Origin of the sequence: Pigmentiphaga sp. H8 (assembly GCF_003854895.1) — a bacterium.
In the GTDB taxonomy this organism is placed as follows: Bacteria; Pseudomonadota; Gammaproteobacteria; order Burkholderiales; family Burkholderiaceae_B; genus Pigmentiphaga.
Genome location: NZ_CP033966.1, coordinates 260,078 through 272,349, shown reverse-complemented (window position 1 = coordinate 272,349; position 12,272 = coordinate 260,078). Strand labels below are relative to the sequence as shown.

Sequence of the window (12,272 nt, the reverse complement as noted above, 5' to 3'; positions counted from 1 at the left end):
AGCAAGGCCATGAATTAATAAAATTCATTTTTCTAATCCATGGATTCATAAAAATCATGGTTACGCTCCGTCAACTCCATGCGCTCGCGACCCTGGCCAATACCGGCAGTTTCACCGCGACGGCCGACGCGCTGGCGCTGACGCAGTCCGCGGTCAGCGTGATGATCAAGGAACTCGAACAGCAGGTGGGCGTGGTGCTGGTGGAGCGGGGCCGGACGGTGCGCCTGACGGCCGCGGGCAAGACCCTTTGCGAGACGGCCAACCGCGTGCTGGCCGACATCCATCGCACGGTGGCCGGACTGCGCAGCGTCGGGGAACTGCAGGGCGGCCGCATCCGCGTTGCCGTGGGACCGCTGACCGCGGCGACCTTCTTCCCGCGCGCGCTCGCGCTATTCCGCGCGCGGCATCCCCTGGTGGCGGTCGACGTGCTGGACGTGCCGGTGGAGCAGGCCTCGCAGCGGCTGGCGGCCGACGAGGTGGACGTCGCCATCGGCTCCCCCGGCTCCAGTCCGGCCCTGGCCACCGTGCTGCGCACCGAACCGCTGGTGCGCGACCGCATGCATGCGGTGTACGCGCGCGGCAAGGCGCCGCCCGCACCGGCGGGCGGACGCAGGATGAAATGGCAGGCCTTGCAGCACGCCGAGGTGATCCTGACGGACCGCGTCAGCGGTCAATGGCGCGAGGTCTTCCTGCAGTTGTCGCGGGCCGGCGTGGCGCTGAACACGGTGCAGGAGGTCAGGCTGTACTCGACGGCGCTGGAGATGGTCCGGTGCGGCCTGGGCATGACGCTGCTGCCGGCCTTCGCCGCCCGCCACCTGGATGCGGCGCACTACGACGTGCGCGGCATCGAGCACGGCGACACGCGCTGGGAGGTGCACTGGATGATGCGCGCCGCGGCGGCGCCGACGGCGGCCACGGAGGCCCTGCGGGAGGCCGTCGTCGAGGCCCTGGGTTCCCGCTAGGGGACTCAGATCACCTTGGGCAGCGACCGGTACAGCATGTCCACGCCCGCCATGAAATCGTCGATCTCCATGGCCTCGGCCGGATTGTGCGAGCCGTTCTCGTTGCGGATGAAGATCATGCCCGAGGGGATGCCGGCGTTGGCGAACAGGGCCGCGTCATGTCCCGCGCCGCTGGGAATCTTCTCGGCCGGCAGGCCCAGTTCCGCCGAGGTGTCCAGCAGCAGCTGCACCAGTTGCGCATCCATGGTCGCCGGGGCCGATTCGATGCGCCGGTCGAACTCGAAGCGCACGCCGCGCTGGCGCGCCACCTCGTCGCATTCGGCGCGCATCACGCGGTAGAACTCCTCCAGCGTCTCGGTGCTTTCGCTGCGCACCTCGAAGCTGAAATCGACCCGGCCGGGAATGCGCGACACGGCGTGCTCGGCGGGGTCGGTGCCCATCACGCCCGAGGTCACGACCAGGTCGTTGCCGCGTTCCAGCAGCACGCGCCAGTGCTCGTCCAGCCGCATCAGCAGGTCGGACACCGCGAACACCGCGTCGTTGCGCAGCCAGCGCGGCACGGCGCCGGAGTGCCCGGGTTCGCCTATGCATCGCACCAGGTTGTGGCGGATGTTGCCGCGTATGCCCGAGACGATCGCCGTGGGCCATTTGCGGGCCACCATCAGCGGCCCCTGCTCGATGTGCAGCTCCAGGTAGGCGCGCACGCCCGACACCCAGGGCACCGGCTTGCCGGCGGCGATGCTGTCCACGTCGGCGCCCACGCCGGCCATGGCCTCGGCCAGCGTGCGGCCGCTGCGCTTGTTGCGCAGCGCCAGATCGTCCGCCTTGAGCTTGCCCAGGATGGCGCCGGACCCCATGTAGGCCTTGCCGAACCAGGCGCTTTCCTCGCCCCGCATGCCGGCAACCCACAAGGGATGCGCCAGCCGCACGCCCTCGTCCTTGAGCCGCTTCAGGCACAGCAGGCCGGCGATGACGCCGGCCAGGCCGTCGTAGTTGCCGCCCTGGGGCACCGAATCCACGTGCGACCCGCACACGATGGGCGCCTGCCCGCCCGCTTCCGCCAGCGAGAACACCACGTTGGCGGCGGGATCGGTCCGCGCGGCGATGCCGTGCCCGCCCGCCCATTCGACCAGCGCGTCCAGCGCGGCCGTCTCGGTGGGACCGTAACTCTCGCGCGAGACGCCGACGCCATCGAAGCTGAGCTGGCGGATCCGCTCGAACAGATCGATCGCATCTTGCCGTCCGGGAATGGCCTTGGCGCCGGCCATCGTGGTTGCTGCTGTCATGTCGCCCTCAAGCCATCGCCTCGAAAGGCACGAAGCCGGTGTCTTCCACCGCCCCCACCAGCCCTTGCAGCCCGGGCAGGTCCTTGCGCCGGCAGTACTGCACCAGGCCGTCGATCACGTCGATCATGGCCGTGGGATGGATGAAGGTGGCAGTCCCCACCTGCACGGCCTTCGCGCCGGCCAGCATGTATTCGATCGCGTCCTCGGCGGTGGCGATGCCGCCGCAGCCGATGATGGGAATCGAGACGGCGCGATGGCACTGGTACACCATGCGCACGACGATGGGCTTGATCGCCGGCCCCGACATGCCGCCCATGACGTTGCCCAGCTTGGGCCGGCGCGTGTCGATGTCGATCGCCATGCCCAGGATGGTATTGGCCGCCACGATGGCGTCGGCGCCCTCTTCCTGCGCCGCGCGGGCGACGTTGGCGATCTCGCCGGTATTGGGCGTGAGCTTGACCCACAGCGGCAGCGAGGTCGAGGCGCGCAGGGCCTTGACCACCGCGGCGGTGGAGCGGGCATGCATCGCGAAGGCCTTGCCGTCTTCCTCGATGTTGGGGCACGAGATGTTGGCCTCGATGGCGGCCACGCCCTCGACCTGCGACAGCTCGGCCGCCAGCCGCGCGAAGCCGTCGTTCGACGGCGCCGAGATGCTGACCACCAGCGGCGGCGAAAACTTCCGGTAGAACGGAATGCTCTCGCGGATGAAATAGTCGGATCCCTTGCTGGGGATGCCGATGGCGTTGAGCATGCCGCTGTGCACCTCCGCCACGCGCGGGACCGGATTGCCGGTGCGCTTCTCGTGCGTGATGGTCTTGGTGACGAACGCGCCCAGGCGGTTGAAATCGATGGTATTGGCCAGCCCGTCGGCGAACGTGCCCGAGGCCGGCATCACGGGATTGGAGAGGCGCAGTCCGCCTACATCCACGGACAGGTCGATCATCACGCCACCTCAGCCAGGGGAAACACGGGACCGTCCCAGCAGACGCGCTTGCTGACCAGCCTGTCGCCTTCGCGGAAGGCGCGCACGCAGCAATAGCACATGCCGATGCCGCAGGCCATCTGCTGCTCCATCGCCACTTCGCCCGGCACGGACAACTCGGCGCCCAGGCGCTGCATCAATAGCGTCAGGCGCGACGAACCACAGGTATAGAACGCATCGGCGCGGCCCGCGGCATGCAGCTCGCGCAGCAGGCGCTCGACGTTCTCGACCGAGCTGGTGCCGGCCTCGTCGGTAACCTCGACGATGGTGGCGCCAATGGCCGTGAAGCGGTCCTGCGACATCAGGTTGGCGGCGTCGCGCGCGCTCAGGATGGCCGTCACGCCCACCCTCGCCTGCGCCGCCATCTCGGCCAGCGGCGCCAGCGTCGCCAATCCCACGCCGCGTCCCAGCACGACGATGTGGCGCGCGCCCGCGGGCAGGGTGAACCCCACGCCCAGCGGCCCCAGCATCGGCAGCTTGTCGCCCGCCTCGAGCGTGGCCAGCCCGCGCGTGCCGGCGCCCGTCACCTTGTACAGGAACTCCACCCGCCCGGTGGCCGGATCGGCTCGGTAGGTGCTCATGGGCCGGCGGAAGAACGGCGAATCCTGTTCCGTGGCGGGACACAGCAAATGAAAAAACTGCCCCGCCTTCGCCCCAGCCGCCGGCAACCCGGCATCCAGCACCAGATGCTTGTAGTCCCGGTTGACCCAGGCATTGCTGATCACCACGCCCTGCGTATCCGGCGCGGCAGGTCCGGCGCAACACCCGACATGCGATTCGGACGACACAACTTCCATTCTGATTCCTCTGCGCTGCAAACTCCCCAGCGCTCATGACTACTACCAACCTTGGGCACCGCGGATCCGGCTCCGCCGGTCCGCCAGTGCCGCCCCCTGGGGGGCGCGCGTCAGCGCGTAGGGGGGGGCTTTACTCCAGTGCGGCACCCTTGCGTTCCGGGATCAGGAACAGCGTGGCGAGAATGTCCAGCACATAGATCGACGCCAGCAGCGCGATCGCGTGGCTGAACGAATACTTCGCGGCCACCGCGCCCACGGCCAGCGGCCCGAATCCGCCCACGGCACGGCCGATGTTGAACAGCACGTTCTGTGCCGTGGCCCGCGCCCGGGTGGGATACAGTTCGGAGATCAGCGCGCCGTAGCCGCCCAGCATGCCGTTGACGAACATGCCCATGATGGCGCCGCCGATCAGCAGGGCGTATTGCGCTTCGAGCTGCGAATAGGCCAGCACCGACAACACAGCGCCCACCTGGTAGAGCAGGAAGATGGGACGCCGGCCGACGCGGTCCGCCAACTGGCCGAACAGCCAGATACCGAAGGCCATGCCGAGGATGGTGACGGCCGTCCAGCCCGCCGACTTGGTCAGCGAATAGCCGAACTGCTTGCTCAGGTACGACGGCATCCAGATCATCACGCCGTAGTAGCCGAAGTTCTGCACCGAGGTCAGGATGACCACGCCCAGGCTGGCCCGCGTGGTCTTGGCATCCGCCACGAGCAGCTTGAACGCGTTGTCCTTCGGCGCCGTGGACTTCTGGCTCTCGACGAAGATCTTGGGTTCGCCGATGAAATGGCGGATGACGAAGGCCACGACCGCCGGCAGCACGCCGATGGCGAACATGCCGCGCCAGCCCACGATGGGCAGCAGGATGGGGGTGATCAGCGCCGCGGCCAGCACACCGGCCTGCCAGCCGAGGCCGACGTAGGAACTCATGCGGGCGCGCTGCTCGGGCCGGCAGGCCTCGGCCGCCAGCGCCATGCCGATGCCGAATTCACCGCCCAGGCCCAGGCCGGCGATGGTGCGGTACGCCAGCAGGTCCCAGTAGCCCTGGGCCAGCGCGCACAGGCCGGTGAAGACCGCGAACAACAGGATGGTCCAGTTCAGCACGCGCACGCGGCCGTACTTGTCGCTCAACCAGCCGAACACGATGCCGCCGACCACGGCGCCGACCAGCGTCCAGGTCACCAGCGACCCGGCCTGGGTGCTGGACAGCCCCAGGTCCGCCGAGATCGCGGCCAGGATGAAGCCCAGGATGAGAAGGTCGAAACCGTCCAGGGCGTAGCCCACGGTCGACGCGATGACGGCCTTGCGGGCGTAGTCCTCGCCCTCGTTCGCCTTGCCCGCGGGAATGTCCCCGGGACTCGCGGCGTATTTGTCTGCCATTTCCTATCTCCGAAAGGAAGAGAGATCCATGAATCAAAAAGTGCTGCCAGGCGGCGGCTGCCTCCCGCCGGCGCCGTCCCTGGAGGAGACGGCCCGTGCCGGACATGCTTGTGGCATGGAGCAGGCAAAAACTATTTACGCCGAAAGTCTTTTTTTTTAGACTAAGGCACTTTTTCTTACCTTTCAAGCGAAATTTAACTAAGCTGATAAGGTAAATCCCGATGTTGCCAGGCGCGCACGATATTAGTGCAAACCCGCACTAACACTGGGCATCGAAGGGGTGCTCCGCTCGATTCCGGGGCGGCGCGCACGAGCGGTTCGAAATCCAGGAATCTTATTTTTTAGACTTGCTTCGATGACCACTTCTTCCAGATCGCACGCCGTCGACTTCCATGCCATCGGGGAAAGGCTGCGCGCCTACCGGATAGGCGCCTCGCTGCGGGCCGAGGACATCGCGGCCCGGCTGGGGGTATCGCGGGCGGCGGTGTACCGCATGGAGAAGGGCGAAATCGTCAAGATCGAGACGCTGGAGCGGCTGGCCCACATCCTGGACACCTCGCTGGCCTCGCTGCTGGGCGTGGGAGCGGAGTACTACACCTCGCCGGTGGCCTACATCGAACGCATGCGCCAGCTCGAAACCGACGCCACGCGCATCATGGCCCATTTCGAGCCCATCTCCTTCCTGCTGACCTCGGACGAATACGCCGGCTACCTGGAACAGATGCTGCACGAGGCCCACCCCGGCATCGAGCCCGAGCGCACGCAGGCCTTGATGAAGATCCTGGGCGAGCGCAAGCGGGCCTATGCCCGGCGCCGCCCGCCCATCATCAGCCTGATCGGGCTGCGCGAGATCGAGCGCTTCGTCCACTTCGGACTGGTGGGCCGCATCGACCTGCCGCCCGCGGTGCGCATGGAGCGGTCGCTGGCGGCGCGGCGCGAAGTCGAGCGGATCATCGATCTATTGCGCGAACACCCCATGGACATGCAGATCGGCATCGTCGACGACAGCATGCCCAACGCCACCTTCCAGGTATTCGAGCGGCCCAGCGCGTCGTTCGTGGCGTTCAGCCCGTTCCGCTTCGGCGAACTGCCCAACGTCGCGACTGGCATCGCCCAGATCACCTCGGCGCCCGAAGCGGTCGAGCTTTATACGAAAATGGTGGAAAACCTATGGGAACGCGCCTACAAAGGGCAACAGGCGGCGGAACTTCTCAGCAGCATGCTGAAGGTGGTCTGACCCCGGGTCGTTCGCCCCACACATGGAACAGTGAAATGGAAGAAACCTCTATCGGATCGACGGTGGCGCAGCTGCTGCTGGAATCGGGGGCGGTACACGTCAGCTCGGGCAAGCCGTTCATCCTGCGCTCGGGCTGGGCCAGTCCGGTGTACGTGGACGTGCGGCGGCTGATCTCATCGGTGGCCGGGCGCAAGGTGCTGGTGGACGCGGCGCAGGCGGTGGTGCGGCACCGCGTCGGCGTGCAGAACATCGACGCCATCGCCGGGGCCGAGACGGCCGGCGTGCCTTACGCCGCCTGGCTGGCCGACCGGCTGTCGCTGCCGCTGCTGATCGTGCGCAAGAAGCCGCTGGGTTTCGGCCGCAACGCGCAGATCGAAGGCATGGCGCAACCCGGGGCGCGGGTGCTGCTGGTGGACGACCTGACCACCGACGGCCAGAGCAAGCGCAATTTCTGCAAGGCGGTACGCGATTCGGGCCTGGAGCTGGCCCACGTCCTGAGCATCTTCTATTACGATACGTTTGTCGAAAGCCGGCGTACCATGGAAGAAATCGGTGTCACGATGCATGCGCTGGCCACCTGGCAGGACATCATCGCGCAGGCCAGGACAGGCACGGTCCTGACCGCCGCCGACATCGAAAAAGTAGAAGGATTCCTGCTCCATACTTCCGAATGGTCCAAGGCCCACGGCGGCATCTCCCGCCTTCCGTGACTCTTATCGCTACCCACGTGTTATGAACTTCACCGATCTGATCCAACGTTTCGCCGCCCAGGCCCCCGGTACCGACAGTTTCCTCAAGGTCAAGGAAGGCTCGCTGGCGCTGGTCTCCAGCGACTCGGAACATGCCGCCGCCTACTTCCTGGTCTATGGCTTCGCCCGCTCGTACGTGCTGCTGTATGAAGACCAGGGCATCGCGCCCGCCTTCGCCGAAACCGCGAAGACCCAGCTCCTTTCCTACATGAACCGGCTCGACGAAGCATTCAGGACCGGCACGGCGCAGGATCTCGTCGCCGCCCTGAACTGGATCGTGCTGGACTACGGCCGCAGCGGAAAGATATTTTGAACGCCCGCCCGGAGGCGCCCGCGGCCGCCTCGTCGCTGTACACGAACCGGCGCGTCGCGCCGCTGCTGGCCCTGGGCTTCGCCAGCGGCCTGCCCCTGGCGCTGACCAGCGGCACGCTGCAGGCCTGGGCCACCGTGGACGGCGTGTCGCTGCAGGCCATCGGCTTTTTGACCCTGGTCGGCTCCGCCTACACGCTGAAGTTCCTGTGGGCGCCGCTGATGGACCGCTACACGCCGCCGCTGCTGGGCCGCCGGCGCGGCTGGATGGTGGTCACGCAATTGCTGCTGGCGCTCGCCATCATGGCCATGGGCCTGCTCTCGCCCAGCAATGCCCTGCTGCCGCTGGCGCTGATCGCGGTGTTCGTCGCCTTCTGCTCGTCCTCGCAAGATATCGCCTTCGACGCCTACCGGACCGACGTACTGCGCAAGGAAGAACGCGGCGCCGGCGCCGCGGTGTCCGTGCTGGGCTACCGGCTGGCCATGCTGGTATCGGGCGGCCTGGCCCTGGTCATCGCCGACAGCTGGCTGGGCTGGGGCAACATGTACATGCTGATGGGCGGCCTGATGGGACTGGCGGTCCTGGCCACGCTGTGGGCCCCCGAGCCCGAAACCCCCGCCGCCGCGCCCCGCACGCTGGCCGAGGCCGTGACCGGACCGCTGGTCGAATTCTTCCGCCGCCCCGGCGCCATCGTGCTGCTGGTGCTGATCGTGCTCTACAAGCTGGGCGACGCCTTCGCCGGCAGCCTGTCCACCGCCTTCCTGATCCGGGGCGCGGGCTTCTCCGCCACCGAGGTCGGCACCATCAACAAGGTGCTGGGCCTGGGCGCCACCATCATCGGCGCGCTGGCGGGCGGTTCGCTGCTGGCCAAGCTGGGGCTGTTCCGGTCGCTGATGCTGTTCGGCCTGCTGCAGGCCGTCTCCAACCTGGGATTCTGGCTGCTCGCCATCAGCCCCAAGAGCATCCTGCTGATGGCCGCCGCCGTCGGCATCGAGAACCTGTGCGGCGGCATGGGCACGGCCGCCTTCGTGGCCCTGCTCATGGGCCTGTGCGACCACCGTTTCTCGGCCACCCAGTTCGCGCTGCTGTCCGCCCTGTCGGCCGTGGGGCGCACCTACCTGGCCGGGCCGCTGGCTCCGCCCATGGTGGAAAACTACGGCTGGCCGACCTTCTTCCTGGTCACCGTGGTGATCGCCCTGCCCGGCATGGCTCTGCTGTGGTGGCGGCGGGCCGACGTGCGGGCGCTGGACCAGGCCTGACCGGGCCTGGGGCGGCCGTCAGACGAAGTCGTCGTCCGGGAACGTATCGTCAGAAGGAATCGTAGGCCGACGTGTCATAGGCCTGCGCATCGCCGCCCGCATCCGGGCGGCCGTCGTTCCCGCTGTCGTAGTAGTTGTTGGTGACGTTCTGCGTGATCGTTTCCGAAGCCGGCGCGGTGCTGCGGAGGATGGCAGTCGGGGCTTACCCCTGGCTTAAGCGCCGGGACACGCCTCCCGCATCCAGTGCACGCGCAGCCGGTCATACGCCAGGTTATACACGTAGGTATACGGCAGGAAGAACAGCAGCAACCCGATATCCAGCACCAGCGCTTCCCACAGCGAAATGCTCAGCCACCACGCCGCCAGCGGGACCACGATCAGGATCAGGCCGGACTCGAAGCCCAGCGCGTGGATCATCCGCACCCGCGTGTCGCGCACCCAGCCCAGGCTGCGCTCCACGCGCTCGAAGCCGGCGTTGTAGACCATGTTCCACAGCATGGCGATGAGCGAGATCACTGCCGTCAGCGCACCCATATGCAGCAGCGGCTTGCCCATAACCCAGGCCAGCACGGGCGCGCACAGCGCCACCGCGATGATCTCGAAGCACAGGGCGTGCGCCAGGCGCTCACGCAGCGATTTCTTGTTCTGCAACACGTTCAACCTCTTCCGTTGATGTCGTATCGGTATTTTCTGCCATACTTCCGTTAAATAAAATGTAATTACCATCGGATTTTCCGATAGAAAGCGGGGCATGGCTTATTCCCTGGAAGCGCTTGCGGCCTTCACCCAGGCGGCCGCGCTGGGTTCGTTCTCGGCCGCCGCGCGCAAGCTGGGCAAGCGCCAGTCGAGCATCAGCGAAAGCATCGCCAACCTGGAAATCGACCTGGGCGTGCAGTTGTTCAACCGCGCCACCCGCCAGCCCACGCTGACCCCGGCGGGGCGGGCGCTGCTGGTGGAGGCGGCCCAGGTCCTGGCCAGCGCCGAACAACTGGGCCGCGCCGCTGGCCGCTATGCCCAGGGGCACGAGGCGCGGCTTACGCTGGCGCTGTCCGATACCTACCAGTCCGAGCGCTTCGAGGCCATCCTGGCCGCGCTCGATCGCAAGTATCCCGACATCGAGTTCGAATGCATGATGTCCGAGGACTGGGACACGGTCGCCACCGTGCAGCGCGGCCGTGCCAATCTGGGACTGGTGCGCGCGCAAGAGCAGTACCCGCCCGACGTGGAGCACCGCACGCTGCCGGACCTGTCGGAAATGGTGGTGGTCACGGGCAAGGACCATCCGCTGGCGAAGTCCGGCACGGTCACCGAGGCCGACCTGCGCGAAGCGCGCGAACTGCGCATCGCGCCCTACGAGGAGGACGGCCGCCGCATCGCGCGAGGCCGCACCTGGTCGGCGCCTTACTATCTGATGCTGCTGGAGATGGCGGTCATGAATTTCGGCTGGGCCAGGATGCCGCGCTGGCTCGTGACCCATTTCGCCGCGGGCAGGCTGGTGGAGTTGCAGGTGCCCGGCCAGGAGCGCCTGCTGCCGGTGGACGTGGTGTGGTCCAACCAGCATCCCCTGGGCCCCGCCGGCGCCTGGATGCTGGAGGAGCTGCTCAAGGCCTGAGCGCGCCCGCCGTCAGTTCGGCGATGGCCTCGCGCTCGGTACGGAATATGTGGTGGGGCGGCAGCATGGCCGTGACGCCCGCGGTATCGAATACGTCTTCCACCTGTTTCTTCACGCCCGCCAGGTACAGGTCCACGCCCTGGTCGCGCAGCGTCCCGATCAGGTAGATGAGCGTGTCGACTCCGGTCACGTCGATGCTGTTGATCGGCCCCGCGTAGATCAGCACGCGCTTGATGCCGGGATCGGCCCGGCAGCGTTCGATCACGAAATGCTCCAGCGGATTGGCCGTGACGAAGCTCAGCCCGGCGTCCATGCGCACCGCCAGCAGGTCCGGCGCCAGCGGCGGCAGGCCGAAACGCAGGCGGTCCCGCAGCGTGCCGTCGGCATGGACGGCCACCTCGACGATGCGGGGGTGCGAACGCTGGTACAGGAAGTAGCCCAGGGACAGGATGAAGCCGGCCAGGATGCCCCACTGCAACTGGGGCGCGGCGATCAGGGTGGCCACGGCCGTGGACGCGGCGATGATGGCCTCGGCGCGCGACGTGGCCCACAGCCGGAGGAAGAAGCGCGGCGCGACCAGGTTGGACACCGGCACGATGATGACGGCCGCCAGGAAGGCCCGTGGCAGGTGGGCGATGGCCGGGGTCAGGAACAGCAGGCTCGCCAGCACGCAGACGAAGGCGAACAATGCGGACCAGCCCGAGCGCGCGCCCACGAACAGGTTCAGCGCCGAGCGCGAGAACGAGGCGCTGACCGGAAAGGCGCCGCTCAGGCCGCTGGCGATCTTGGCCAGCCCCTGGCCGATGAACTCCTGGTCCTCGTTCCAGCGCCGGCGCGTGCTGCGCGAGATGGTCTTGGCGCTGGACAGCGCCTCGACGAAACTGACCAGCGCGATCACCGCCGCCGCGGGCAGCAGGCTGCGGTAGTCTTCCCAGTCCAGCAATGCCGGCACGGTGAACTGCGGCAGGCCGGCCGGCAGCGTCCCGACCACCGCGCCGCCCCGTTCGCCATAGCCGATGGCCCAGCTGACCAGGCCCGTCACCAGCGCGGCCGCCAGCACGATGGGCAGGCGCTTGCTGTGCTTCTTCAGCGCGGACAGGAACACCAGCGTCCCCACGCCGAAGGCGAACGCGGTCCAGTCCACGCTGCCCAGCAGGCCGCGCGGATCGGCCGCGGCCAGCGCGCCGCGCGCCCCGCTCCAGTCCAGTCCCAGCATGGCGGGCAGTTGCGACAGCATGATCAGCAACGCGGCGGCCTGGGTGAACGCGCCCACGACGGAGCCCGGCAGGAAGTTCACCACCATGCCCAGCCGGGTCGCGCCGATCAGCATCTGGATCGCGCCCGCCATCAGCGCCAGCCAGATCGCCAGCTCGACCCAGCGCGCCGACTCGGCTGCCGCCATGCCCGACAGCGATCCCGCCACCAGCATGCTGGTCAGCGCGACGGGCCCTGCGCCCAGCAATTGGCACGATCCCCACAGCACGCTGATCACCGGCGGAATCAGCGCGGCGTACAAGCCGGTGATGGGCGGCATGCCGGCCAGCATGGCGTAGGCCACGGCCTGCGGCACCAGGATCAGGCCGAGCGTGAAGCCGGCCCGGGCATCGGCGGCCAGATCGGCGGCGTTGGGCCGGGGCCAGTTCAGGAAGGGAAGATAGCGGGCGAGCAGAGCGGACATGGAAAATGCGCCGGGTCGG

At 67.7% G+C, this 12,272-nt stretch carries 12 protein-coding genes; 6 read left to right on the top strand and 6 right to left on the bottom strand.

All coding sequences use genetic code 11. The annotated features are described in order from the left end of the window. Window positions 1–56 precede the first annotated feature (56 nt). The gene (locus tag EGT29_RS01310; protein ID WP_124687332.1) at window positions 57–962 is read left to right on the top strand and encodes a LysR family transcriptional regulator; all 906 of its coding nucleotides are present in this window, start codon (window positions 57–59) and stop codon (window positions 960–962) included. A gap of 5 nt (window positions 963–967) precedes the next feature. On the opposite strand, the gene EGT29_RS01305 is transcribed toward EGT29_RS01310, so the two are convergent. The 4 genes from EGT29_RS01305 to EGT29_RS01290 form a co-directional block, all read right to left on the bottom strand. Then, entirely contained in the window at window positions 968–2,230 is a 1,263-nt protein-coding gene (locus EGT29_RS01305) for a hydantoinase/carbamoylase family amidase (RefSeq protein ID WP_124692171.1), read from the bottom strand. A 25-nt stretch (window positions 2,231–2,255) separates the two neighbouring features. Then, a complete protein-coding gene (locus EGT29_RS01300; protein ID WP_124687331.1) occupies window positions 2,256–3,191 on the bottom strand; it encodes a dihydroorotate dehydrogenase in 936 nt (311 codons plus the stop codon). Further along, entirely contained in the window at window positions 3,191–3,958 is a 768-nt protein-coding gene (locus EGT29_RS01295; protein ID WP_238160262.1) for a dihydroorotate dehydrogenase electron transfer subunit, read from the bottom strand. Before EGT29_RS01295 ends, EGT29_RS01300 begins: the two co-directional genes overlap by 1 nt. A 199-nt stretch (window positions 3,959–4,157) precedes the next feature. Beyond that, window positions 4,158–5,408 (bottom strand): MFS transporter, encoded by a 1,251-nt coding sequence (locus EGT29_RS01290; RefSeq protein ID WP_124687329.1) that lies wholly within the window; start codon window positions 5,406–5,408, stop codon window positions 4,158–4,160. A 355-nt stretch (window positions 5,409–5,763) separates the two neighbouring features. On the opposite strand from EGT29_RS01290, the gene EGT29_RS01285 reads away from it, so the two are divergent. From EGT29_RS01285 to EGT29_RS01270, 4 genes are read left to right on the top strand one after another with little or no spacing between them, the layout of a single operon-like run. Next, the gene (locus tag EGT29_RS01285) at window positions 5,764–6,645 is read left to right on the top strand and encodes a helix-turn-helix domain-containing protein (RefSeq protein ID WP_124687328.1); all 882 of its coding nucleotides are present in this window, start codon (window positions 5,764–5,766) and stop codon (window positions 6,643–6,645) included. A gap of 35 nt (window positions 6,646–6,680) precedes the next feature. Continuing rightward, entirely contained in the window at window positions 6,681–7,355 is a 675-nt protein-coding gene (locus EGT29_RS01280) for an orotate phosphoribosyltransferase (protein WP_124687327.1), read from the top strand. 22 nt (window positions 7,356–7,377) lie between these two features. After that, window positions 7,378–7,707, top strand: coding sequence for a hypothetical protein (locus EGT29_RS01275; RefSeq protein ID WP_124687326.1), 330 nt, complete (start codon window positions 7,378–7,380; stop codon window positions 7,705–7,707). Further along, a complete protein-coding gene (locus EGT29_RS01270) occupies window positions 7,704–8,963 on the top strand; it encodes a muropeptide transporter (RefSeq protein ID WP_192901783.1) in 1,260 nt (419 codons plus the stop codon). The genes EGT29_RS01275 and EGT29_RS01270 overlap by 4 nt, the downstream gene beginning before the upstream one ends. Window positions 8,964–9,176: 213 nt before the next feature. Here the strand turns inward: EGT29_RS01270 and EGT29_RS01265 are convergent, their stop codons facing one another. Continuing rightward, the gene (locus EGT29_RS01265) at window positions 9,177–9,617 is read right to left on the bottom strand and encodes a multidrug/biocide efflux PACE transporter (RefSeq protein ID WP_238160261.1); all 441 of its coding nucleotides are present in this window, start codon (window positions 9,615–9,617) and stop codon (window positions 9,177–9,179) included. Window positions 9,618–9,714: 97 nt separating this feature from the next. Here EGT29_RS01265 and EGT29_RS01260 point away from each other — a divergent pair, with 97 nt between their 5' ends. Beyond that, entirely contained in the window at window positions 9,715–10,575 is an 861-nt protein-coding gene (locus EGT29_RS01260) for a LysR family transcriptional regulator (RefSeq protein WP_124687325.1), read from the top strand. Here EGT29_RS01260 and EGT29_RS01255 read toward each other — a convergent pair. Continuing rightward, entirely contained in the window at window positions 10,565–12,253 is a 1,689-nt protein-coding gene (locus tag EGT29_RS01255; protein ID WP_124687324.1) for a SulP family inorganic anion transporter, read from the bottom strand. The genes EGT29_RS01260 and EGT29_RS01255 overlap by 11 nt on opposite strands. Window positions 12,254–12,272 lie beyond the last annotated feature (19 nt).